The organism is Demequina sp. (genome assembly GCF_024642165.1).
Classification (GTDB): domain Bacteria; phylum Actinomycetota; class Actinomycetes; order Actinomycetales; family Demequinaceae; genus Demequina.
Genome location: NZ_JAHEBP010000013.1, coordinates 1 through 22,676 on the forward strand (window position 1 = coordinate 1; position 22,676 = coordinate 22,676).

The following is a 22,676-nucleotide window of genomic DNA, read 5'->3' on the forward strand; positions in this document are numbered from 1 at the left end:
TCCGGAACAAGCGGATGTTCACCGGACTCGAGGACGTCGACGTGGTGGTGACGCTCCGGCGGGAGGGCCGGACGCTCCGCGAGGCGGTCCTCGACGCCCAGGTTCCGGCCGGCGAGACGCGGTCCTTCCCCCTGCCGTTCGACATTCCGGAGGCTCCCGGCGAGTACACGCTCGACGTGGCGTACCGGTTGAAGGCCGGCACCGACTGGGCTCCCGCCGACTACGAGGTGGGTTGGGAGCAGGAGGTGGTGTGGGTCGAGGCCGCCGTCAGCGACGATGCGGCGGCCATGGCCCCCACCGCCCCGGCTCCGCGCGTGGTGGAGAGCACCCACAACATCGGCGTGCACGGCAGGCACTTCTCGGTGCAGTTCTCCCGCCTCTACGGACACCTGGTCTCGTATCGCTACGGCCGCACCAGCGACGGTGGGCGCGAGTTACTGCGCGACCTCCCCTACCCGAGCTTCTGGCACGCGCCCACGTCCAACGAGCGTGGCTGGGGCATGCCGTTCCGCGACGGCCAGTGGCTGCTCGCGAGCAAGACTCGCCGGCTGCGAGCGGGCTGGGAGAAGCCGCGCGTGGTGCGTCACGACGCAGCGGTGGAGGTCCAGTTCGGATACGAGCTACCCACCGTGCCTCCGAGCGAGGTGGACGTTTCCTACCTGGTCGACGGCTCCGGCCACGTGGACGTCACCATGACCGTGCGCCCTGGCGAGGGGCTGCCCGACATGCCCGAGTTCGCCATGACGCTCACGGTGGACGCGGACCTGCACCGCCTGCGCTGGTACGGCGACGGCCCGGCCGAGTGCTACGTGGACAGGCGCGGCGGCGCGCGGCTTGACGTCTGGGAGGGCGACGTCCGGGAGCAGCTCACCCGGTACATGCGGCCGCAGGAGTCCGGCAGCCGCACGGGCGTGAGATGGGCCGAGGTGCTGGACGATGCCGGCTTCGGCGTGCGCCTGGACTGCCCGGGCGGCATGGAGCTCTCGGCGCTGCCGTGGACGCCGCTCGAGATCGAGAGTGCGCGGCACCCCAACGAGCTGCCGCCCATCCTCCGGACCGTGCTGCGCCCCGCGCTGATGCGGCGCGGCGTGGGCGGCGACCAGTCGTGGGGTGCCATGACCCATCCCGAGTACCGCCTGCCCACGGGCGAGCTGACGTTCACCTTCGGCTTCCAGGGGGTGTTGCGCTGACGTCGCTCGCCCCCACCGCGGTCCTCCCTCGGGGAACTCGCTGACGCCCTCGCGAGATTCGTGACTCCTGCGGGAGGCACATCGTCGCGCCGTGACACATCCGCCGTCTCGCCGGCTCCGAACCTCGCATGTGCGCGCGGACGGCGCGCCCGGGGAGGATGGTGTCATGAACGGGACGATGCGACGCTGGGGTATCGCGGGAGCGCTTGCGGGCACGCTGGTGCTGGCGGGATGCGCGACGGCAGGCGAATCCGACCAGGTGGGCGCCCAGTCCACGATGGCGGCCGACGACGCCGGAGCCATGGAGCCCACCGCATCGGCATCCGGAGAGGCCGGGGCCGAGTCGACGGAACCCGCCATGGACGTCGCCGCGCCGTTCGACTTCACCGCTCCCACCGTGATCGGGAATGGGACCTTCGACGGCGCCACCATCGCGAACAAGGACGTGATCCTGTGGTTCTGGGCGCCGTGGTGCCCCACGTGCCTGGCCGAGGCGCCCGAGATCAAGGCGGCCATCCCTCGACTTCCGGACGGCATCGAGGTCATCGGCATGGCCGGGCTGTCCGGCGACTTCGAGTTCATGCAGGAGTTCGCCCGCACCGCGGACGTCGAGCAGATGACCCACGTCGCGGACCTCGACGGCTCGATCTGGCGTGGGTTCGGGATCTCCGCGCAGGCGACCGTGGTGTTCATCGACGAGTCCGGCGAGTCGACCCAGCTGGGCGGCGGGCTCACCGCCGACGACATCGTGCGTGAGGCCGAGCGCCTAGCCTCGGCCTGAGGCCACGCGGTCCGCGCGGCGCGCCGCGAACCACACGGCGCCCGCGGACACGGCGGCGAGCACCACCACGGCGATCAACACGGGCGTGCCCCATGACTGGATCGCCAGGGTCACCTGCGACTGCCACCGCGCGGTGGTGAGGAGCACGGGGTCGAGGGCGGTGATGCCGTACCGCGGCAGGATCTCGGCGAGGGCGAACACCACCACGTAGATGCCGGCCAGCACCATCAGCACTCCGCCGGCACGCATCAGCTGCGGGGTGCGGCGGCGCAGCGCCGCCGCGGCACCCGCGCCCGCGGTCGCGGCCGCGAGCGACACCAGCACCACGGCGGCCCCCATGCCCAGCGCGTACGCGACGAAGGGCGCGATGGCCGCGACGGGTCCCGGAGCCGCGAGGGCCTGGGTGACCACGGTGAGGAAGAGGCCGATGGTGCAGCTGAGCGAGGCGATGGCGAACGATGCGCCGTAGGCAAGCTGCGACGCGAAGGTCTTGCCGGGGGCGTGGGAGGTGCGGGCGAGCGCGCCCAGGCCAGGGCCACGGATCTCGCCGCGCACGGCCATCACCACCCCGAGCCAGACCACGAGCAGCCCCAGCACGAGCGTCACCCACGACACGTACGGCAGTACCGACGCCTGCAGCCCGAGGCTGATGCCGCCGAACACCAGGCCCAACGCCGTGAACACCGCGACGAAGCCCAGCGTCATCGCCAGGGCGAAGCCCAGCGCGCGGCGGAGCGCGATCGCCCGGGCGACCCCCGCATCGTCCCGCCCGGGTCCACCGGATCCACCCACCGCATCGGCGCTGCCGGTGACGATCACGGTCAGGTACGCCGGCAACAGCGCGAATCCGCACGGGTTGAATGCCGCGACGGCGCCCAGCAGCAGCGCGTAGGCGACGTCGCCTGCCTCGATCATCGTGAGTCTCCGTCATGTTGGTCCGTGCGGTGCCGCTTTCCGCCCGTGCTTCGGAGCCTACGGACTTCCGGATGGGTGGCCACGCCCGCGTGCCGTCGCGAGGACGTCGGACCTCGAGCCCGTGGGGTGGATCCGGGGAGTCCGTGAGCACGTGGTTGTCAATCCACGAGGTGGCTCCCGGTCGGTGCCCGTGGCGAGTGCTGCGGAGCTCGGCGACGGAGGACGCTCGTGTCACCGCTCGCCTGGTCGAGCCAAGGCCGATCACGGGCGCCAGCACGGTGGTCGCGCGTTCTTCCGATGGGGTGGCCCAGAGCATCTCCACACGCGGCCCTTCCTCGACGAGGGCGAGGCGGTCGACCGCCCGGCTCGACCACCCCAGGTCGATCGCCGCCCCGGTCGGCACCCGGACTCAGCTTCCTCGGGCAAAGACCGGGTGTCCCCGGCTTCCAGCGGCGGTGCCAGGACAACGCCGTTGACGTCGAGGAAGACCCCGGCGCGCATGCTGCTCAGTCCCCGAGCGCCGAGGCGCTCACCCCGCCTCGATGGGCGGCGGGGTGATGTCGCCGGGCTGACCCACAGCTCTGACCGATGCGCCGGCAATCACGGGCATAGGAAGTGTGATCGCATGGCCCGGCCAGTCCGCGCTTCCCAGTAGCAGGTCGACGGCGAGGGCCCCAAGCTGCTCGAATGGGATCCCCACGGAGGTCACCGACGGGCGCAGCCATTGCGCAAGGTTGGAGCCGTCGAACGCGACCACCGACACGTCGTGGGGGACGCGCAGGCCGGCGGCCTCGAGCGCCTCGTATGCCCCCATCGCGATGCGGTCGTTGAGGCAGATCAAGGCCGTCGGAAGGGGTCCGTCGGCCAGAGCCCGGGACACCTCGTCGAAGGCGGCGCCGACCTCCCAGCGGCTTTGAATATGGCCGGACACGCGGCGCGACGCTTGGGCGAACTCGGCGTGAATGCCGGCGATGCGGCGCTCGCCGGCTATCGCGGTCGGATCCTCCGCGTTGCCCACGATCACGGTGCGCTCGTCGACCTGGGCATCCAGGACGATGCGCGCGATGCGCCTGCCGCCCTCGACCTCGTCCGGGACCACGGCCGGGAGAGACGCCGAGGCGTCGAAGCAGTTGAGGAGCACCGCGGGCGTTCCGCGCAGTGCCTCCGGCACGGTGATCCGCCGGCACGCGAGCGTCGCGTACACGAGTCCGTCGACGCCACGCACAAGCATCTCCTCGATGAGCTGCTGCTCGAGGGACGCATCGCCCTCCGTCTCTCCGATGAGCACCAGGGTCCCGCGGGCGCGTGCCGCAGCGCTCGCGCCCGCGAGCATGCGCCCAGCGAACTCGCCATACGCGACGTAGTCGGAGATCAGCCCGATGGTGTGGCTCCGCCGGGTGCGCAGGCTCTGTGCGGTCCGATTCGGGCTGAACCCCAACTCGGCCGCGGCCCGTAGAACCCTGTCCGCGGTCTCGTCGCTGATCCGCATCTCCGTGGCTCGGCCCGCCAGCGCATACGAAGCGGTCGTCCTCGAAACCCCCGCGCGCAGAGCCACATCTCGCAGGGTGGGCCTGCTGGGGCGGTCCATCTGTTTCCCTCCCGGCGGGTCGCCGATTGCGGGGACTCCGTGACCGAATCGTTGCACGCGCCCGGTTGCGCGCCGTCCCACAACCATGCAGGATCGATTCAGCGGGGGCAACTCGGGCCACAAGTCCGCTCGCTCCGCGCAACATAGCGCGGCCCTTCGGGGTCGCACGATATGAGGAGAACGAATGAAGCACAAAGACGTGCGCCGGCACACCACGCTCGCGGTGGCGACCACCGCCACCCTGGCGCTGACTCTCGCCGCCTGTTCCTCGGGCGGCTCAACAGACACTTCGAGCGACGGAGGCGGCGGAGGCGGCGGTGGCGAGGCCACCGAGGTCACCGTATGGGCCAGCGTCGACCAGCCCGTCCTCGACGGGCTTCAGGAAGGCTCGAACAACCTGACCGAGGGCTCCAACATCACGATCAAGTGGGAGAAGGTTGAGAACATCAACCAGTTGATCATGACCAAGCTGGGCGCCGCGGATGCGCCCGACATCGCCCTGATCCCGCAGCCCGGCGTGGTCGCCGACGTGGTGTCGCGCAATGGTGCCTTCCCGCTCGACGATGTGGTGGACAAGGCGGCGCTCGAGTCGTCGATGGTGCCCGGCACGCTCGAGTCCGGAACGGTGGACGGCCAGTTGTACGGCCTGCTGGTGTCGATGAACGTCAAGGGCCTGGTGTTCTACAACAAGCCCGCGTGGGACGCTGCCGGTTACGGTACGCCCGCCACCATCGACGAGCTCAACGCGCTCACCGAGCAGATCAAGGCCGACGGCAATGTGCCGTGGTGCATGGGCATCGAGTCCGACACCGCGACGGGCTGGCCGGCCACGGACTGGTTCGAGGTGCTGATCTCGAAGTACGGCGGTGCCGACCAGTACAACCAGTGGGTCTCTCACGACATCCTGTTCGACTCCCCGCTCGTCCGCGAGGCCGCCGCGGAGTTCGAGACCCTGGCGTTCACCGACGGCAACGTCTTCGGCGGTCGTAACGCGATCGCCGCGACCAACTTCGGCACCGCGGGCAACCCGATGTTCGACGCCGCAGGACCCAAGTGCTGGATGCTGCAGCAGGGTTCGTTCATCACCGGGTTCTTCCCCGAGGAGACCAAGGCGGACCTTGACACCAACGTCGGACTGTTCGGCTTCCCGCCGGCGACCGCCGGTGGCGACAACCCGGTCGTGGGTGGTGGCGACCTGGCCATCATGCTCAACGAGGACCAGGCCACCAAGGACGCCATGGCGATCCTGGCCAACGGTGCGATCGGTGAGCCGGCCGCTCCGGGCAGCTCCTTCATCAGTCCTCACAAGGACTTCAACATGGAGCTGTACCCGAACCAGGTGACCAAGGACGTCGCGCAGGTCGCGTACGACTCCACGGCATTCCTGTTCGACGGGTCCGACCAGATGCCTGGCGAGGTCGGTGCCGGTACGTTCTGGAGCGACATGACGTCGTGGATCGCAGGGTCGCAAGACCTTGACACGACGCTCACCAACATCGATAGCAGCTGGCCAAACTAGGCAGCATGAGCGCGGTGGGCGGGATCCCGGTTGGCCGGGATCCCGCCCCTGTGCGATGCTCGCCATGACACTAACCGTCAACGTCGACGGAGGGACCTAGGCTCATGCTTCTCAAGTCAGGCACAGTGCTCGTCACGGTTGCGATCGGAATCGCCGGCGCGATCGCGCTCTTCTGGGCACTCAACAAACTCGCCGAACTGCTGCCCAGTAAGTGGGAGCATCGGCTCAAGCCGTATCTGCTCATCCTGCCGGCGTATCTCGCCATCTCGCTGTACCTGCTTTATCCCACCATCGTCACGGTCATCAACAGCTTCAAGGACCGCACCAGCGACCAATGGGTAGGGTTCACCAACTACGCGGACCTCTTCACCGACAAGGCGTTCCAGTCGACGCTCTTCAACACGGTCCTGTGGGTGATCATCGTCCCGGCCGTCACCATCATCGTGGGTCTCGCCGTGGCCGCCCTCACGGACCGGCTGCCGAGTAAGAGCGAGAAGTTCGTCAAGACCATGATCTTCGTCCCCATGGCCATCTCCATGGTGGGTGCCGCCACGGTGTGGCGCTTCGTGTACGCCTACCAACCGGCGGGCGAGACTCAGACCGGCCTGCTCAATGCGGTGTGGACCAGCGGAGGGGCGGAGCCGGTGCCATGGCTCAATACCTCGACGTTCCGGCTCAACACGCTGCTGCTCATGGTGATTCTGCTGTGGGCTCAGGTGGGCTACGCCATGGTGCTGCTCTCTGCGGCCATCAAGTCCGTGCCGGCCGAGACCCTGGAGGCCGCGCGCGTCGATGGCGCTGAGGAGCGGCAGGTGTTCTTCAGCGTGATCCTCCCTCAGATCAAGGGCACCATCATCGCGGTGGGCGTGACGGTCACCATCGGAGTCATGAAGATCTTCGACATCGTTTACACGAACACGAATGGTCAGTTCAACACCAACGTGCTCGCCAACGACTTCATCAACGAGCTGACCACCAACTTCAACTATGGCGCCGCATCGGCGATCGTGGTCATCCTCATGATCGCGGTCATCCCGATCATGATCTACCAGGTGCGAAACTTCAAGGAACAGGAGGCCGCAGCATGACCGCGACAGCAACGGCGCCGGCCAAGAAGGCCTCGTCGCGACGTGTCAAGCAGGGCGGGCTCTCCGAGGTCCGTGCCGGGTGGTTCACCAAGGTGCTGCTGGGCTTGCTCGTGGTCATGTGGACCGTGCCCACCCTGGGGACGATCATCACCTCGTTCCGCACGCTCGACGATGCCAACACCAGCGGCTGGTGGGAGGTCTTCTACAAGCCCGAGTACTGGTCCAGGCTCACCTTCGACAACTACATCGATGCGTGGAACGGAGCGGGCGCGTCGTCCGCCAACTTCGGCGCGTCGTTCCTCAACAGCCTGGCGATCGCGCTTCCTGCGACCTTCATCCCGATCCTGATTGCGGCCTTCGCCGCCTACACGTTCACCTTCATGGAGTTCAAGGGCCGCGAAGTACTGTTCATTCTCATCGTGAGCCTGCTGGTGGTGCCGAACTTCGTGGCCTTCATCCCGCTCCAGAACATCTACAACAACCTGGAGTTCGTCGGTTTCCCCAAGGTCTGGCTGGCCCACATCGGGTTCGGCATGTCCTTGGCGATCTTCATTCTCAGGAACTTCATGACGACCCTGCCGCGGTCCGTCATCGAGTCCGCGAAGATCGACGGCGCCTCGCACTACGGGATCTTCTACCGGCTGATCCTGCCGATGTCGGTCCCGGCGCTCGCGGCCTTCGCGATCTTCCAGTTCCTGTGGGTGTGGAACGATCTGATGGTCGCGCTGGTGTTCTTGGGGCCAGGCGAGAACGAACCGGTGACGGTGGCTCTGACATCCCTGAAGGGTCAGTTGGGCCAAGGGTGGAATCTCACCACCGCCGGCGGCATCCTCTCGATGCTGGTGCCGGTGACGGTCTTCCTTGTTCTGCAGCGGTACTTCGTGCGCGGCCTCACCGCGGGCGCTGTCAAGGGCTGACCGCACATGCCGATTGAACCCTCCTCGCAGGTGGGGCGCTCGCCGCTCCATCTGCGCAGGGGCGGGACCAGCCTTGTGCTCGACCTGCCCGCCGACTCACCGCCCTGCGTGCTGCACTGGGGTCCGGACCTGGGCGACGCCATGCTCGAGGACCTCGGCACGGCGTTGGAGATGCCGTACGTCGACAGCGTGATCTCCGCGCCGCCCAAGCTGCCGGTGCTCCCGCTGCACTCCGCGGGATGGCTCGGGCGCGCCGGCATCCGAGGGTCTCGCGGCGGCCGGGACTGGTCCGTCGCGTTCGCACGGGTGGTGCACCGGGTGGACGATGCGGGGTCGCCCGAGTGGCCCGATGGTCCCCCGGGGGCGGCCCGGGTGGTGAGCGAGTGCTTCGACGAGCCGGGACAACTGTGTGTCACCGCGGAGATCGAGATCCACGAGTCGGGGCTCGTCAGAGTCCGGGCGCGGATCCGCAACGATGGCGACGCGGGCTACGAGGTGGCGGGCGTCGAGCCTGCGCTCCCCGTGCCTGGCGAGGCGTCCGAGCTGGTCGACATGACGGGCCGTCACACCAAGGAGCGGGTGCCGCAGCGGCGGCCGTTCAATCAGGGGCAGTGGGTGAGGGAGTCCTGGGGCGGACGCCCCGGGCACGACAGCCCCACGTTCTTGGCGGCCGGCTGTTCCGGCTTCGGCTTCCAACGTGGGCGGGTCTGGGCCGTCCACCTCGCGTGGTCGGGCAATCAGGTGGTGTCCGCCGAGCACTCGCCCACCAGTTTCCGACTGTTGCGCGGCGGGGAGCTCTTGCTTCCGGGCGAGATGATCCTGGATCACGGCGACGAGTACGTGTCTCCGTGGCTGGTGGGTTCCTGGGGCGAGGGGATCGACGCGCTCTCGCACCGCTTCCACGACTACCTTCGCGGCCGGCCCGCGCACCCGCGCAGCACCCGTCCGGTGGTGCTTAACGTGTGGGAGGCCGTCTACTTCGACCAGGATCCCGCGCGCCTCAATCACATGGCGGACCTGGCGGCGGCGATCGGCGTCGAGCGCCTGGTGGTGGATGACGGCTGGTTCCTGGGGCGTCGTGACGACACCTCCAGCCTGGGCGACTGGATCGTGGACCCCTCCGTGTACCCCAACGGTCTCGAGGAGGTCGCCGATCACGTGCGGTCGCTGGGCATGCAGTTCGGGCTGTGGTTCGAGCCCGAGATGGTCAATCTCGATTCGGACCTGGCTCGCGCCCACCCCGACTGGGTGATGGGTACCTCCCACGGGCCCGGTGTCGCTTCGCGCCAGCAGCACGTGCTCGACTTGGGCAACCCCGATGCCTACGCCCACGTGCTGGAGCAGGTGTCGGGAATCGTCGGAACCCTTCACGTCGACTACATCAAGTGGGACCACAACCGCGCCCTGGTGGACGCGGGCAGCGGACCGGAGCATCGTCCTGGCGTGCACGCGCAGGTCGAGGCCGTGTACCGGATGATGACCGAGCTCAAGGCGAGGCATCCCGGGCTCGAGATCGAGTCGTGCGCCGGGGGCGGCGCGAGGCTCGACCTGGGCATCATGGAGATCGCCGATCGCACATGGGTCAGCGACTGCATCGACGCCCACGAGCGACACCGGATGATGCGGTGGACCGGCGTGATCCTGCCGCCGGAGATGCTGGGGTCGCACATCGGCTCGGGTGCCGACCACTCCACAGGCAGGGTGCATGATCTCGACTTCCGCGCCGGCACGGCGATCTGGGGCGACCTGGGGATCGAGTGGGACCTCACCCGCATCAGTGACGAGCAGCGTGACCGCGTCGCGCAGTGGGTGGCGTTCTACAAGTCGGTGCGGCCGCTGCTCCACTCGGGCCGGGTGGTGCGCGCCGAGCTTCCCAACCCCGCCCTGCAACTCGACGGCGTGGTGGCACCCGACGGGTCGGAGGCTCTGTATCGGCTGTCCGCCCTCGACCACACGCTGACGTGGCCGCCCGGACGGGTGACGCTGCCGGGACTCGACCCTGACCGCACGTATCGTGTCACGACGGTGTCGCCGGCCGCCGACGGGCCCGCGCGCCCCGGCGCCGCGCCGTGGACCCGCGAGGGCGTCACGCTGAGCGGGAGAGTCCTGGCGGAGGTGGGGTTGCAGGCGCCTGAGATCAAGGCGGACCACCTGGTGATCATCAGCGTGGTCGACGCGGGGCGCTAGAGGCCTCCCCCGTCGAGTCACGGCGAGCAACCGACATCTACAACTCGCCCTTGCGCTCCAGGAACTTCATGGCGACGTACCCCAGCGGGATCCGCAGCCAGTAGGTGAGGAGTCGGTAGACGATCACGGACGAGAGCGCGATGCCGTAGGGGACGCCGGCACCGGTGAGTCCGGTGGTGAGCGCGAGCTCGACGGCGCCCAGGCCACCGGGGGTCGGCACCGCGGCGCCCACGGCGTTGCCCACGAAGAACAGCACGGCGATGTCGATGATGGCCATCTCTTGACCGAAGGCGGACAGCGAGGCGTGGAACGCGCCCACGAAGCCCACCGTCAGCAGTAGGTTGCCGGCGAGGCCGATCGCGAGGCGCCACGGCTGGCCGATCACCTGGGTGAGTCGCGGCCACGTCTGACGCACGGTGGGCATGATGCGCATCGCGGCCCAGGCGCGCACCCGCGGCACCGCGAGCGCGAGACCCACCGCGGCGACCACTACGCCCAGCCCGATCAGCACCGAGGTGCTGGGCAGCGCCGCGAGAGCGCCCTGCGAGCCCGAGACCACGGTGAGGAGGATCAGGCCCACCACGGTGACCACCACGGAGCTCACCTGGACCAGGGCGACGGTCGCGACGGCCAGCGGCGTCGACACCTTGCGTTTGGTGAGCAGGCGCAGGTTGAGGGCCGCGGGACCCACGCCCGCCGGCACGGCGAGCGCCACATACGCCGCGGCCACCTGCGTCAGCAGCACGCGCGAGAAGGGGAGCTTGATCGGGCTGAACGCCGCGAGCGCGAGCGCGGCGCCCACGAACGTCAGCAGCGCCCACGCGAAGCCCACCACCAGCCACCAGGGGTTGGCCTGCTGTATGGCATCGAGGAAGTCTGCGGTGTTGAACTGCACGGCGATCACCGCGGCGGCGACCAGGCCCAGCAGGATCGTCGCGGCGGTGCGCCAGCCGAAGCGCGTGATGTTCTCGCTCGCCACCTCGGCGTCGGGCGAGCGCTGCAGGATCTGCTCGCGGACCTGCTCGAGCACCTTCGGGTAGTGGCTCGCCTTGAGAGCCGCGCGCGTGGCGTGCGGGAGCGCGATCGTCTGCAGCAGCGGGGCGGCCTGCTCGACCGGCTCGGCGCCGATCGACCGGAACGCCGACGCGACCGCCCGTTCCGGCCCTACCCTCGCCGCCGTGAGTGCGAGCGCCTGGGCGACGTCGATGCGCCGCGCGAGCACGCTCGACGCCACCTCGCCCACCTCCCAGGAGGTGAGCCAGATGGTCGGCTCGCCCAGCGGCGAGTCGGTGCCCACCAGGACGGTGTCGGAGGTGAGCTTGCGGTGGGAGATGCCCGCCTGGTGGGCGCGTGCGAGCTCCGCCCAGATCGCGTCGAGCAGCTCGTCGCTCATGTCCTCGTCGGACACTCCGGACAGGGGCAGGGCGGCGGGCGGGCGCTGGTAGACCAGCAGCATCGTGTCGCGGATCTGACCCATGCCCAGCACGCGTCCGGTGCGCACCCCCGCCACCCGCGAGGCGTGGGAGACCAGGGCCGTCGCCTCCGCGCTCTGGCGCAGGGACACATCGGCCCGGGTGTCGAATCCGCGCACCCTCAGGGAGCCCCACAGCCTGGACGCGAAGCCGGCCGCCTGCTGGTCGCCGTCGAGGGCCACCACCAGCAGGTGATGCTGTTCGACGGTGGTCATCGCGTAGATCCGTCCCTGCTGGGTGCGCGCGAGCGCGGAGGTCACCGCGTCGAGCTCGGGCCGGTCACCCTCGTGCTCGATGTCCGCACGCACCAGCGTGCGCGGCTCGAAGCCCGCGCGCCGGATCCCCTCCACGAGCGCCTCGCCATAAGCCCGGTCCGCCGTCGAGCCGAGCCAGTAGCGCAGGCCCAGGCCCACCACGCGGCCCAGCAGGATGGCCAGCAGCGCCGACGGGATGGTGACCGCGCCGAAGGCCACCGCGATCGCGATCGCGAGCCACATGACGTTCCACGAGATCGACAGAGTGCGCCGCGTCGAGCGGCGGCCGCCCGCAGTGAGCAGCGCCGCGATCCCGGCGAGGAAGGCCGGGAGCTGCAGGCCGGTGGCGCCGCGCGGCGTAAGGCTGCTCTGTAGCTCCGGGGTGCCCCACGCGAGCAGAGCAAGGGCGACCAGCGCCGTCAGTAGGAAGGCGAGCAGCGCGGCGCCGAGCATCTCGACGATGCGTCGCGGCTCGCGCCGCACGAGCAGGTCGATGATCACCGTCGCCGGGATCACCACCGCGATGATCCCGTTGAAGAGGTTGATGGGCGCCACGAGCAGGCGTTGCAGCAGCGGGGAGATGGCGCCGATGTCGTCCGTGATGCCCTGCGTGGTGCCGATCGCGTACTCGCCCAGGAACAGCACCCCGGCGATCCCGACCACGGTCGCGAGCAGCGCGACCACGTCGGTGAAGCGACGAACGCGCGTCTCCGGCTCGTCGACGATGCGGACCACCGGTGCGTCGTCGCGCGCGAGGGCGGAGGCGTCGGCGGACATGCGGCGATTCTACGTGCGGGGAACCCTGGCTACACGATGCCCAGCGAGACGAGCCACTCCTGCGGCACCACCTCGGGACCGATGAAGGCGACCGCGTCGAGGGTCCAATGCGCGAGCACCAGCGGGGCGAGTCGCCCGCGCCTGAGGTACACGTAGCCGAACACGAGTCCCATGGCCAGGTTCCCCAGCGCCATCGGCCAGCCCTGGTAGAGGTGGTACGCACCGCGCACCAGCGCCGCCACCACGATCGCCGCCCACGGCGCCCACCGCAGGTCCCTCAGGCGCGTGAGCACGAATCCCACGATGACGAACTCCTCCAGCACCCCGGCGGCGGCGGCGGCCATGAGCAGGATGGTGGCGGCCCACCACGCATCCGGAAGGCCCGAGGTGTCCACCCGCACCGTCTGTCCCAGCGCGCGCGAGATCGCGTACAGCGCAAGGCCGGGCAGGCCGATGCTCGCCGCCAGGATCGCTCCCCAGCCCACGTCCCCCCACCACGCGCGGGCGGGTCCCACCAGCCCCAGCCGGACGCGCGACGATGCGCCGTGCTGGCTCAGCAGGTACAGGGCGAGCGCCACCGGCATGAGGGAGAAGCCGATGCGCAGCACCTGGATGATGAGGTCGATCACGTCGACGGAGGATTGGCTGGGGTTGAGGGTGGTGGTCTGGCCGCCGATGGGCGTGGTCTGCAGGTAGCGCTCCACGAGCCTGACGGCCGCGTACACGGCCGCCTGCCCCAGCGACAGCCCCAGGACGATGAGCACCTCGGCGCGCATGCGCGGCCGGCTCGGCAGGGTGACGGCCGCGGCGGGGGCGGGCGGCGCATCGGCGCGCGGGGTGGTGTCCATGGTCACGCCACTCTAACGAGCGAGTGTTCCCGCCCTACGCTGGCGGGATGATGCGCGTCGCCGCCCTCCACCGCTACCCCGTCAAGGCGATGGGCGGCGAGGCGCTGGGCGCGCTGGCGCTCGACGCGCGGGGCGCGGTGGGTGATCGCGCGTTCGCGGTGGTCGACGCCGAGGGCCTGCTCGCGGCGGGCAAGCGCACTCACCGGTTCCGCCGCCGCGACCCGGTGTTCTCGTATGCGGCCCGCACGGTGAACGATGCGGTGGTGGTGTCCCGCGGCCACGGCTCGTGGGTGGTGGGAGAGCCCGCGCTGGAGGCGGACCTCTCCGCCCAGATGGGTGAGCCGATGCGGGTGCTCGGCGAGGCCGAAGCCGGGCAGCGCTTCTTCGACGACTCCCCGGTGTCGATGGTGGGCACCGCCACCCTCGACTGGTGTCGCCGCGAGCTCGGGGTCGACGCGGATCCCCGCCGCCTTCGAGTGAACGTGGTGATCGAGACGAGCGAGCCGTTCGTCGAGGAGACCTGGATCGGCCACGAGGTGGAGATCGGCGGCGTCCGGTTGCGGGTGACCAAGCGCAACGAGCGCTGCCGGGTGATCGATCTGGCCCAGAACGGTGTGCAGGAGTCAGCCCACTGGCTCAAGCCGCTGGGCGACCGCCGTGACGCCTGCATCGCCGTCTACTGCGACGTGGTGGTGCCGGGCGAGCTCGCCCTCGGCGACCGGGTCACGCCACCCGCCCCACCCACCGCACCCACTCTTCCCTCCTGACACTCCGCACGGAACGGCGCGCGACACCCCGGGGCAACCCGTGCATCGTCCCGGTCTCAGCGGCGTGTCGGAGGCAACTCCGTGCGCACTGTCAGCGGGGGTCAGGGGAGGAAGCGGTCCACCAACTGCTCCGCCAGGCCCACGTAGGACCCGGGGGTGAGCGCCGCGAGCCGCTCGGCGGTCTCGGCCGGCAACGGCAAGCCGCCCACGAACTCCTGGATCGCCGCGGCGGAGATCTCCTGGCCGCGCGTGAGCTCCTTGAGCCGCTCGTACGGGTTCTCCATGCCGGGCACGCCGGCGATGGCGGCGGCGCGCATCGCGGACTGGATGGGCTCGGCGAGCACCTCCCACGACGCGTCCAGGTCCTCGGCGAGCGCGGCCTCGTTCACGGACAAGGTGCGCAGCCCCCGCCGGACGTTGTCGATCGCGAGCAGCGAGTGCCCGAACGCAAGCCCGATGTTGCGCTGCGAGCTCGAGTCCGTGAGGTCGCGCTGCAGGCGGGACGTCACCAGCGTGGCGCCCAGCGTGTCGAGCAGCGCGCCGGATATCTCGAGGTTGGCCTCGGCGTTCTCGAAGCGGATGGGGTTGATCTTGTGCGGCATGGCGCTCGACCCGATCGACCCGACCGCGGCCGCCTGCGCGAAGTAGCCCAGCGACACGTACGTCCACACGTCCGTGGCGAGGTTGTGGAGGATGCGCCCGAAGCGGGCCACGTCCGCGTACAGCTCGGCCTGCCAGTCGTGGCTCTCGATCTGCGTGGTGAGGGGGTTCCAGGTGAGCCCCAGCCCCTCGACGAACGTGCGCGAGACCTCGACCCAGTCCGTGCCGGGCACCGCCGCGGCGTGGGCGCCGAACGTGCCGGTGGCGCCGTTGATCTTGCCCAGGTACTCCTGGCCCTCGACCCGGCGCAGCTGCCGTCCCAGGCGGTGCGCGAGCACCGCGAACTCCTTGCCCAGCGTGGTGGGCGTGGCGGTCTGGCCGTGGGTGCGGGACAGCATCGGCACGGCCTTGGCGGCGCGCGCGAGGTCCGCAACGTCCCCGACCAGCGCCGTCGCGGCCGGGAGCCACACCTCCTGCACGGCCCCCTTGACCATGAGCGCGTAGGACAGGTTGTTGATGTCCTCCGAGGTGCACGCGAAGTGCACCAGCTCGCTCAGCGGCTCGAGCGACGTGCCCTCGATACGGCGCTTGATGTAGTACTCGACCGCCTTGACGTCGTGGACCGTGACCTTCTCGATCTCGGCGTGCTCGGCGATCCCGGCCGCGTCGAAGCCCGCCGGGATCCCGCGCAGCAGCGCGGTCTCCTCCTCGGTGAGCGGGCGCACACCCGGCACCGCCGCGTGCTCGCACAGGTGGATGAACCACTCGACCTCGACGTGGAGTCGCATGCGGTTGAGCGCGGGCTCGGACAGGTGGTCGACGAGCGGGGCGACGGCGCCGCGGTAGCGGCCGTCGAGGGGGCCGAGCGCGATCGCGGGCTCGAGGGAGGCGAGGCTGGTCCAGGTCACGCCGCCATTCTTCCACGCACCGCGCCGCCCACCCGGTCGCGGTGTCCCCGGGCGTCGGGACGATGCGCCGCCTCCCCAGCGTCCGAGGCGACCGGGGTGGACGGCCGGGCCTCTTCCTAGGGTCGCCGCATGGATGACGTCACCGCCCTGGTCGAGCGGGCCCGGGCCGCCGCGGCCATGGCGACCTCCCGCCTCGCGACCGCGCGGTACGCGCAGTGGCAGGGCGTCCACGCCGAGGAGTACCGCGCGCGGCTGGCCGATGCCGCCGCCCGGGTGGCGGTGCTTGAGCGTGAGATCGCCGCGGCACGGCCGCTGCTGCTCGCGCCGTGAGCGGGGAGCCGGCGTGAGCCAGGAGTCGGCGTGGACCACCGGCGGCCGGGGCGGCACGGCGGCGGTCACCGAGGATCTCGAGATCGCCGCGCATGCGCTGGACGCGGCCGCGGCCGACCTGGAGGACGCCGCCACGGCCCTCGCCGTCGCGTCCCACCTGGTGGGCTGGCATTCCGGGATCGCCGAGCCGGGCCCGCTCGGGTGGATCGCGAGCGCGGCCTCGCACGCGGCGGCCGAACTGAGGGCCACGTCGGCGGCGGTCGCGGGCGCCGCCCGTGCCTACCTCGACGCCGAGGAGGAGGCGCGCGCGCAGGTGGGCCTGAGCGTGCGTGCCGCCGACGCGGCGGGCGACTGGGCGGGCTCCCTGGTGTGGGGCCTGCGCTGGGTCCAGGCCCTCTCCTACGCCGTCACCCCGCTGGGTGCCGTGGTGGGTGGGCCTGGCGGGCTGGTGGCCGGGCCTTTGTCCATGATCCGGCCACAAGGCCAGCCGCCCACCACCGGGGTGCTGCACCGCGACACCGTCGAGCGCGCGCTCGCGGGCGACCAGTACGACCGCATGGCGTGCACGCTGACCGCCGCCGTCACCGCCGCCGAGGCGCTGGAGCCCGGCTACGTGGGCGTCGAGGGCGCCCGCGCGACACCCGCGTTCGAGCCGCCCGCCTCCGTCGAGTCGCTGATCACGCGGATGCGGTGGACGGCGGACCAGGGAGACGGCACCGTCGCCATCGAGACGGTGGTGGGCGCGGACGGCCGCGCGCGGCACCTGGTCTACATCCCGGGCACCCAGGACTGGGGCGTGACGGACGCGAATCCGGCGGACCTGCAGGCGGATCTCGCCTCGGTCCGGGGCGGCGCGTCGGACGCGGCCCGGACGGTGGTCGACGCCATGGCCGCCCACCGCATCGGCCCGGACGAGCCCGTCATGCTCGCCGGGCACAGCCAGGGCGGCATCGTCGCCGTGGTCGCGGCCGCCGCGCTCGTGGACCGCTACCGCGTCACCCACGTGGTGACGGCGGGGTCGCCCACCGGCCGGCTGGCGCTGCCCGCACGCGTCGAAGCGTTGCACCTGGAGAACACTCGGGACGTGGTGCCGGGCCTGGACGGCCGGCCCAACCCCGATAGCGCCCACCGCGTGACCGTGTCCCACGATCGGCGGCGGTCGACGGCGCGGGGCGCGGCCGATGCGTCCCGCACCGCGGGCGAGGCCCACGGTACGGACGGCTACGCGACCACGGCGCGGCTGGTGGATCAGGGCCTGAGCGCGTCGACCCGGTCGTGGATGGACGGCGCACGCGCCTTCCTCGACGGTGGGCGATCGACCCTGACGGCCTACCGGCCGGTGGCAGGGTGAGGCGGCCCGTCGACCCCAGGCGTCAGCGGTCGCGCCTGGCGCCGGGGATGAGCAGCGACAGGATCCACGTGAAGAGGCTGATGAACAGCGCGGCCCACACCGTGTTCCAGAAGTCGCCGATGCTCAGCTCGGCCCACGGGACCAGGGTGGTGAGCCAGGCGGTGAGCCACAGCATGAACCAGCCGACGACGAGCGAGAACAGCCCGAGGGTGAGGATCTTGATGGGCAGGGCGAGCAGGTCCACCACGGGTCGGATGAAAAGGTTGGCCGCGGCCATCACCGCACCGATCAGCAGGTAGACCCCCACGCGGGCCCAGGACCCGCTCTCGCCGCCGTCGACCGTCACGTCGAACGGCAGGTACGTGACGATCCACACGGCTGCCGCGGTGATCGCCGACACGAGAAGAAAGCGCATGGCCGCCATTGTTCCATGGGGGTGACATCCTTGACCGTATGCCCGGCACGCCGTCGACCCGTCTTCCCACCCCCCGCCCGTCGGTCGCCGCCCTGCCCTCCTATGTGCCCGGTGCGAGGGGCGACGCGGCGTCGCCGCCCATCAAGCTGTCGTCGAACGAGAGCCCGCACCCGCCGCTGCCGTCGGTGCTCGGGGTCATCGCGGAGGCCGCCGGAGCCATCAACCGCTACCCGGACATGGCGGCCACGGGCGTCACCGGCCGCATCGCGGCAGAACTGGGCAAGCACCCCTCCGAGGTGGTGGTGGGCGCGGGCTCGGTCGCGGTGCTCGCGCACATCCTGCAGGCCTACGCGGGCGACGGCGACCAGGTGATCTTCGCCTGGCGCAGCTTCGAGGCGTACCCGATCCTCACCCGCATCGCGGGTGCCGAGCCCGTCACGGTGGCGCTGGACGCCGAGTCGCGTCACGACCTGGCCGCCATGGCCGCCGCCGTCACCGAGCGCACCCGTGTGATCATGCTGTGCTCACCCAACAACCCGACCGGGCCCATCATCACGGGTGCGGAGCTCGACGTATTCATGGCTGCCGTGCCGTCGCGCGTGCTCGTGGTGCTCGATGAGGCGTATGTCGAGTACGTCCGCGATCCCGAGGTCGCCGACGGCCCGGCCGCCCTCGACCGTCACCCCAACCTGCTGCTGCTGCGCACGTTCTCCAAGGCGTACGGGCTGGCCGCGCTGCGCGTGGGCTACGCCGTGGGACCCGCCGCCCTGATCGCGCCCGTCCGTGCGTGCGTCACGCCGTTCTCCGTCTCGGGCCCGGCGCAGGCCGCCGCCGTCGCGTCGCTCGACGCGCGCGGCGAGCTGCTGGAGCGCGCCGCCCAGGTGGTGGGCGAACGCCAGCGGGTCGTCGCGGCGCTGAGCGCCGCGGGATGGACCCTCCCCGCCGCGGAGGGGAACTTCGTCTGGCTCGCCGTGGGCGACGCCACCGGCGACCTGGTGGCCCACCTGGGCGCCGACCAGCCGGCGGTGCTGGTGCGACCGTTCGCGGGCGAGGGCGTGCGCGTCACCATCGGTTCCGCCGAGGAGAACGATGTGCTGCTCGCGCGCCTGTCCACCTGGGACGGTCCGCGCTGACCGGCCGGCGACCCGAGGCAGGCGCCGCAGCCCCGCTGCGCGCCTCCTTCGTCATGCCCGTGCTCAACGAGGAGCACTACGTCGAGGCGGCGGTCACCAGCATCCTCGACCAGGAGGGCCTGGACGCCCGGGAGATCCTGCTGGTGCTCGGGGCCTCGACCGACGCCACCGACGCCGTGGTCGATCGACTGGCCGCCGCACACTCCGAGATCCGCATCCTGCGCAACCCGCACAACGCCATCTCGCAGTCGATGAACATCGGCATCGCGGCCGCGCGCTACCCGGTGGTGGTGCGCGTCGACGCCCATGCCGTGCTGCCCTCGGAGTACGGCGCGGTGGCGCTGCGCTCGCTGCGCGCCGCGGGCGCCGTGAACCTGGGCGGCCGCATGCGTGCCGAGGGCCGCACGCCGTTCGAGGGCGCCGTGGCCTGGGGCTACAACTCCCCGGGCGGGCTGGGCGGCGCGATCTATCACACGGGCGGCGAGGCGGGCCCGGCCGAGTCCGCCTACCTGGGGGTGTTCGACCGGGAGGCCGTGCTGGCGATCGGCGGGTTCGACGAGACCCTGTCACGTGGCGAGGACTGGGACCTCAACCGGCGGCTCATCGAGCGCGGCGGCGTGGTGTGGTTCGAGCCGGCGCTCGAGGTGGTCTACCGGCCCCGATCCTCCTGGCAGGCGCTGGCGAAGCAGTTCCACGCCTCGGGGCGCTGGCGCGGCGAGATCATCCGGCGGCTCGGCGGGCGCGTGCCGATGCGCTACTTCGTCCCGCCCGCGCTGGTGGTCGCGCTGGCGATCGGGTTGCTCCTCGTGATCGGCGGCGCCGCCTTCGGCACGGTGATCGGGAACGTCGCGGCGGCGCTCGGAACGCTGCCCTGGATCGTGTATCTGGCCTGGGTTGCCATCACTGCGGTACGCGCTGCGGTGCCTGGTGCGGTGCGCGCGCGGCTGCTGGGCGTGCTGCCCGTCATGCACTTGTCTTGGGGCGCGGGTTGCCTCTTGGGTATCGTGATGCCGAACAAGGGGCACAACGCCTTCGCCGGCCGTTGACGCTTCCACCCTGAGGAGACGAGTGACCACCACCGACTATGCCGCGCTCGCGCGGGAGGCAGGGTTGCCGCGCGTGGGCGCGCGGCCCCCGCTCGTCGCCTATTTCAAAGAGATGTGGGAGCGACGCCATTTCGCGACCACCATGGCGCGGTACCGCATCGAGGCCACGCTCAGCGAGAACCGCCTGGGGCTCGCCTGGGTGGTGCTCAACCCTCTCCTGCAGGCGGCGGTCTACGGCCTCATCTTCGGCGTGATCATGCCCAGCTCGTCCCGCCCGCCCAACTTCATCCCGTTCCTGGTGACCGGCTTCTTCATCTTCACGTACTTCGCGCAGTCCTTCAGCCAGGGCGCGAAGGCGATCACCGGGAACGCCTCGCTGGTGCGCAGCCTCAGCTTCCCGCGGATGCTGCTGCCGATCTCCGCGGTGCTGCAGCAGCTCTATCAGCTGGTGCCCATGATGATCGTGCTCGTGGTGATCCTGGTGGCGTTCGGCGAGTACCCCACCTGGGAATGGCTGCTGGTGGTGCCGATCCTGGGGCTGATGACCATGTTCAACCTGGGCGTCGCCTTCATCGCCGCCCGCCTCACCGTGCACCTGCGAGACGTCACGCAGATCATCCCGCTCATCACGCGCATCCTCTTCTACCTCACCGGCATCTTCTACTCCCTGGAGCTGGTGCTGGCCGATCGCCCCAACCTGCTCAAGATCGCTCAGCTCAACCCGGTGCACGACTACGTGGCACTGGTGCGCGCCTCGATGCTCGACGGCCAGGAGCATTCCACCGTGCTGTGGGTGGTCGCATCGGTGTCAGCCGTCGCGTTCCTCGTGTTCGGCATCGTGTTCTTCTGGAAGGCAGAGGAGCGGTACGGCCATGACTGAGCTCGGGAAGCCCACCGTGGTGGTCGACGAGCTTCACGTCGAGTACCGCACCTTCGCCTCCGGCAAGGCTGCCTCCGACCGCCGCGCGCTGCTCAAGCGCCAGCGCGGGGTGCGCATCGTCCACGCCCTCAAGGGCGTCTCGTTCGTGGTCCGCGAGGGCGAGTCGATCGGCGTGATCGGCCACAACGGATCCGGCAAGTCGACCCTGATGCGCTCGATCGCGGGGCTGCACACGCCCAGCCGTGGCGCCGTCTACGCGTCGGATCGCCCCGCCCTGTTGGGCGTCAACGCCGCGCTCATCGGCGACCTCACGGGAGACAAGAACGTGGTGCTCGGCGGTCTGGCGCTGGGGATGTCCCCGGCGGAGATCGAGGACCGCCGCGAAGAGATCATCGACTTCTCCGGCATTGCGGAGTTCATGGACATCCCCATGAAGAACTACTCGTCCGGCATGGCGGCGCGGCTGCGCTTCTCCATCGCCATCTCCAAGGACCACCAGATCCTGCTGGTCGACGAGGCGCTCGCGGTAGGTGACAAGGCGTTCCGTGACAAGAGCGAGCAGCGCATCCGCGACATGCGCGCGCAGGCGGGCACGGTCTTCCTGGTCAGCCACTCGATGCGATCGATCCTGGATACGTGCACGCGGGTGCTGTGGATCGACCACGGCAACCTCAAGATGGACGGTGACCCCGCGGAGGTTGTCGGAGCGTACGAGAAGTCCAAGTGACGGACGCCAGGGACCTCACCACCGTCGCCTGGGTGGAGTCCCCGCTGCAGCTCATCAACGCGATCGAGCATGCGCATCGCCACCATGCCGCCACCGGCGCCAGGTCCGTGGTGCTGTGGCGCGAGGGCGTCCGGCAGCTCGCGGACACGGCGACCTGGCTGGGCCCGCACGCCATCCCGGTGGCGGACCTGGTGCCGGCCGGCGGGGCGTGGGATCCGCGCTTCCGCGCCGCACGCACGCGCGTGATCGGAGACGCGTTCTCGGGCCAGTACCGCACCGTGGTCGCCGCCACCGGCGCGCGGGAGACCGTGGTGGTCGACGATGGTTCCGCCGCGCTCCACCTGGCCGCCGCGCTCGCGGGCACCGAGCCGTTCGGTCGGATGGGGCAGGTGGAATCGGCCCATCAGCGCGCGCTCGGCGTGGTGACCGCGAGCCGCCTCCGCGCCGCCGCCCGCGGCGGCCGCCTCACCCTCTTCACCGCGTACGCCGACGACTCGGCGCTCGCCGACGTCCCCGGCGCCCGCATCGTCCTCAACGACTACACGTGGCTGCGCACCGTCCAGGCGCCGGCGCCCTCCCGGCTCGCCCCGTCCGTGGTGCTCGGGTCTGCGCTCGCCGTCGACGGCTACATCGACGCCGCCGCCTACGAGGGCTGGGCGGCGTCTCTCGCCCGCGGGGCGGTCTACCTCCCCCACCGGCGGGAGTCCGACGAATCCCTGGCGCGGCTGGGGCAATCGGGCCTGCGGGTGCTGCGCCCCGGCCTGCCCGCGGAGATCGTGCTGGGGCTGGCCGCGGATGTGCGGGAGGTGCACTCGCTGCCGTCGAGCACCGGCGCCACCCTGAGCCGGGTGCTGCGCGAGGCCACGCTCACCGTCCACGCGGTCCCGCCGGGCTGGTGGACGCCTTCCGCCGACGAGGCGATGCGCTCCACCCTGGATTACCTTGCGAACACGGCCCGCGACGCGGGCCAGAAGGAGGACTGA

General features: G+C 70.7%; 20 protein-coding genes. 14 read left to right on the forward strand and 6 right to left on the reverse strand.

The window, feature by feature from the left end; all coding sequences use genetic code 11:
• Positions 1-1,190 (forward strand): beta-galactosidase domain 4-containing protein (locus Q0L54_RS02305; protein ID WP_296665175.1); only part of this gene is annotated, 1,190 nt, incomplete at its 5' end.
• A 166-nt stretch (positions 1,191-1,356) separates the two neighbouring features.
• Positions 1,357-1,971, forward strand: a complete 615-nt coding sequence (locus Q0L54_RS02310; RefSeq protein ID WP_296665178.1) for a redoxin domain-containing protein — start codon at positions 1,357-1,359, stop codon at positions 1,969-1,971.
• Here Q0L54_RS02310 and Q0L54_RS02315 read toward each other — a convergent pair.
• Together Q0L54_RS02315 and Q0L54_RS02320 are read right to left on the reverse strand one after the other, a co-directional pair.
• Positions 1,957-2,886 (reverse strand): cytochrome c biogenesis protein CcdA, encoded by a 930-nt coding sequence (locus tag Q0L54_RS02315; protein ID WP_296665179.1) that lies wholly within the window; start codon positions 2,884-2,886, stop codon positions 1,957-1,959. The genes Q0L54_RS02310 and Q0L54_RS02315 overlap by 15 nt on opposite strands.
• 529 nt (positions 2,887-3,415) lie before the next feature.
• Positions 3,416-4,561 (reverse strand): LacI family DNA-binding transcriptional regulator, encoded by a 1,146-nt coding sequence (locus tag Q0L54_RS02320; protein WP_366937921.1) that lies wholly within the window; start codon positions 4,559-4,561, stop codon positions 3,416-3,418.
• Positions 4,562-4,658: 97 nt separating this feature from the next.
• On the opposite strand from Q0L54_RS02320, the gene Q0L54_RS02325 reads away from it, so the two are divergent.
• The 4 genes from Q0L54_RS02325 (at position 4,659) to Q0L54_RS02340 (ending at position 10,185) form a co-directional block, all read left to right on the forward strand.
• Positions 4,659-5,993 carry an ABC transporter substrate-binding protein gene (locus Q0L54_RS02325; RefSeq protein WP_296665183.1) on the forward strand — a complete coding sequence of 445 codons (1,335 nt, stop codon included), beginning with the start codon at positions 4,659-4,661 and terminating at the stop codon, positions 5,991-5,993.
• A gap of 104 nt (positions 5,994-6,097) precedes the next feature.
• Positions 6,098-7,081, forward strand: a complete 984-nt coding sequence (locus tag Q0L54_RS02330) for a carbohydrate ABC transporter permease (protein ID WP_296665185.1) — start codon at positions 6,098-6,100, stop codon at positions 7,079-7,081.
• Positions 7,078-7,998, forward strand: a complete 921-nt coding sequence (locus tag Q0L54_RS02335) for a carbohydrate ABC transporter permease (RefSeq protein ID WP_296665186.1) — start codon at positions 7,078-7,080, stop codon at positions 7,996-7,998. Before Q0L54_RS02330 ends, Q0L54_RS02335 begins: the two co-directional genes overlap by 4 nt.
• Before the next feature lie 6 nt (positions 7,999-8,004).
• Positions 8,005-10,185, forward strand: coding sequence for an alpha-galactosidase (locus tag Q0L54_RS02340; RefSeq protein WP_296665188.1), 2,181 nt, complete (start codon positions 8,005-8,007; stop codon positions 10,183-10,185).
• Positions 10,186-10,222: 37 nt separating this feature from the next.
• On the opposite strand, the gene Q0L54_RS02345 is transcribed toward Q0L54_RS02340, so the two are convergent.
• Together Q0L54_RS02345 and Q0L54_RS02350 are read right to left on the reverse strand one after the other, a co-directional pair.
• The gene (locus Q0L54_RS02345) at positions 10,223-12,688 is read right to left on the reverse strand and encodes a lysylphosphatidylglycerol synthase transmembrane domain-containing protein (protein WP_296665190.1); all 2,466 of its coding nucleotides are present in this window, start codon (positions 12,686-12,688) and stop codon (positions 10,223-10,225) included.
• A 29-nt stretch (positions 12,689-12,717) separates the two neighbouring features.
• A complete protein-coding gene (locus Q0L54_RS02350) occupies positions 12,718-13,536 on the reverse strand; it encodes a CPBP family intramembrane glutamic endopeptidase (RefSeq protein ID WP_296665191.1) in 819 nt (272 codons plus the stop codon).
• 47 nt (positions 13,537-13,583) lie between these two features.
• On the opposite strand from Q0L54_RS02350, the gene Q0L54_RS02355 reads away from it, so the two are divergent.
• Positions 13,584-14,303, forward strand: coding sequence for an MOSC domain-containing protein (locus Q0L54_RS02355; protein ID WP_296665193.1), 720 nt, complete (start codon positions 13,584-13,586; stop codon positions 14,301-14,303).
• A 101-nt stretch (positions 14,304-14,404) separates the two neighbouring features.
• On the opposite strand, the gene purB is transcribed toward Q0L54_RS02355, so the two are convergent.
• Positions 14,405-15,811 (reverse strand): adenylosuccinate lyase, encoded by a 1,407-nt coding sequence (gene purB, locus Q0L54_RS02360; protein ID WP_296665195.1) that lies wholly within the window; start codon positions 15,809-15,811, stop codon positions 14,405-14,407.
• A 129-nt stretch (positions 15,812-15,940) separates the two neighbouring features.
• On the opposite strand from purB, the gene Q0L54_RS02365 reads away from it, so the two are divergent.
• On the forward strand, positions 15,941-16,141 hold the full coding sequence (locus tag Q0L54_RS02365) for a hypothetical protein (RefSeq protein ID WP_296665196.1): 201 nt from the start codon (positions 15,941-15,943) through the stop codon (positions 16,139-16,141).
• Between the two features lie 13 nt (positions 16,142-16,154).
• Positions 16,155-17,492: a hypothetical protein gene (locus tag Q0L54_RS02370; RefSeq protein WP_296665198.1), complete on the forward strand. Its 1,338-nt coding sequence runs from the start codon at positions 16,155-16,157 to the stop codon at positions 17,490-17,492.
• Between the two features lie 22 nt (positions 17,493-17,514).
• Here the strand turns inward: Q0L54_RS02370 and Q0L54_RS02375 are convergent, their stop codons facing one another.
• Positions 17,515-17,907, reverse strand: a complete 393-nt coding sequence (locus Q0L54_RS02375) for a phage holin family protein (RefSeq protein WP_296665200.1) — start codon at positions 17,905-17,907, stop codon at positions 17,515-17,517.
• 38 nt (positions 17,908-17,945) lie between these two features.
• Here Q0L54_RS02375 and Q0L54_RS02380 point away from each other — a divergent pair, with 38 nt between their 5' ends.
• Genes Q0L54_RS02380 through Q0L54_RS02400 form a run of 5 tightly spaced genes read left to right on the forward strand, consistent with a single transcriptional unit; the run spans position 17,946 to position 22,676 of the window.
• Positions 17,946-19,040 carry a histidinol-phosphate transaminase gene (locus Q0L54_RS02380; protein WP_296665202.1) on the forward strand — a complete coding sequence of 365 codons (1,095 nt, stop codon included), beginning with the start codon at positions 17,946-17,948 and terminating at the stop codon, positions 19,038-19,040.
• A 35-nt stretch (positions 19,041-19,075) separates the two neighbouring features.
• Entirely contained in the window at positions 19,076-20,086 is a 1,011-nt protein-coding gene (locus Q0L54_RS02385; protein ID WP_296665224.1) for a glycosyltransferase family 2 protein, read from the forward strand.
• Between the two features lie 22 nt (positions 20,087-20,108).
• Positions 20,109-20,966 (forward strand): ABC transporter permease, encoded by an 858-nt coding sequence (locus Q0L54_RS02390; RefSeq protein WP_296665204.1) that lies wholly within the window; start codon positions 20,109-20,111, stop codon positions 20,964-20,966.
• Positions 20,959-21,693 carry an ABC transporter ATP-binding protein gene (locus tag Q0L54_RS02395; RefSeq protein WP_296665207.1) on the forward strand — a complete coding sequence of 245 codons (735 nt, stop codon included), beginning with the start codon at positions 20,959-20,961 and terminating at the stop codon, positions 21,691-21,693. The genes Q0L54_RS02390 and Q0L54_RS02395 overlap by 8 nt, the downstream gene beginning before the upstream one ends.
• A complete protein-coding gene (locus Q0L54_RS02400; RefSeq protein ID WP_296665208.1) occupies positions 21,690-22,676 on the forward strand; it encodes a hypothetical protein in 987 nt (328 codons plus the stop codon). Before Q0L54_RS02395 ends, Q0L54_RS02400 begins: the two co-directional genes overlap by 4 nt.

Coding starts and splice junctions, on each gene's coding strand:
- Q0L54_RS02310 (WP_296665178.1), top strand. CDS start 1,357: ATGAACGGGACGATGCGACGCTGGGGTATCGCGGGAGCGCTTGCGGGC.
- Q0L54_RS02315 (WP_296665179.1), bottom strand. CDS start 2,886: ATGATCGAGGCAGGCGACGTCGCCTACGCGCTGCTGCTGGGCGCCGTC.
- Q0L54_RS02320 (WP_366937921.1), bottom strand. CDS start 4,561: ATGGTTGTGGGACGGCGCGCAACCGGGCGCGTGCAACGATTCGGTCAC.
- Q0L54_RS02325 (WP_296665183.1), top strand. CDS start 4,659: ATGAAGCACAAAGACGTGCGCCGGCACACCACGCTCGCGGTGGCGACC.
- Q0L54_RS02330 (WP_296665185.1), top strand. CDS start 6,098: ATGCTTCTCAAGTCAGGCACAGTGCTCGTCACGGTTGCGATCGGAATC.
- Q0L54_RS02335 (WP_296665186.1), top strand. CDS start 7,078: ATGACCGCGACAGCAACGGCGCCGGCCAAGAAGGCCTCGTCGCGACGT.
- Q0L54_RS02340 (WP_296665188.1), top strand. CDS start 8,005: ATGCCGATTGAACCCTCCTCGCAGGTGGGGCGCTCGCCGCTCCATCTG.
- Q0L54_RS02345 (WP_296665190.1), bottom strand. CDS start 12,688: ATGTCCGCCGACGCCTCCGCCCTCGCGCGCGACGACGCACCGGTGGTC.
- Q0L54_RS02350 (WP_296665191.1), bottom strand. CDS start 13,536: ATGGACACCACCCCGCGCGCCGATGCGCCGCCCGCCCCCGCCGCGGCC.
- Q0L54_RS02355 (WP_296665193.1), top strand. CDS start 13,584: ATGATGCGCGTCGCCGCCCTCCACCGCTACCCCGTCAAGGCGATGGGC.
- Q0L54_RS02365 (WP_296665196.1), top strand. CDS start 15,941: ATGGATGACGTCACCGCCCTGGTCGAGCGGGCCCGGGCCGCCGCGGCC.
- Q0L54_RS02375 (WP_296665200.1), bottom strand. CDS start 17,907: ATGCGCTTTCTTCTCGTGTCGGCGATCACCGCGGCAGCCGTGTGGATC.
- Q0L54_RS02380 (WP_296665202.1), top strand. CDS start 17,946: ATGCCCGGCACGCCGTCGACCCGTCTTCCCACCCCCCGCCCGTCGGTC.
- Q0L54_RS02395 (WP_296665207.1), top strand. CDS start 20,959: ATGACTGAGCTCGGGAAGCCCACCGTGGTGGTCGACGAGCTTCACGTC.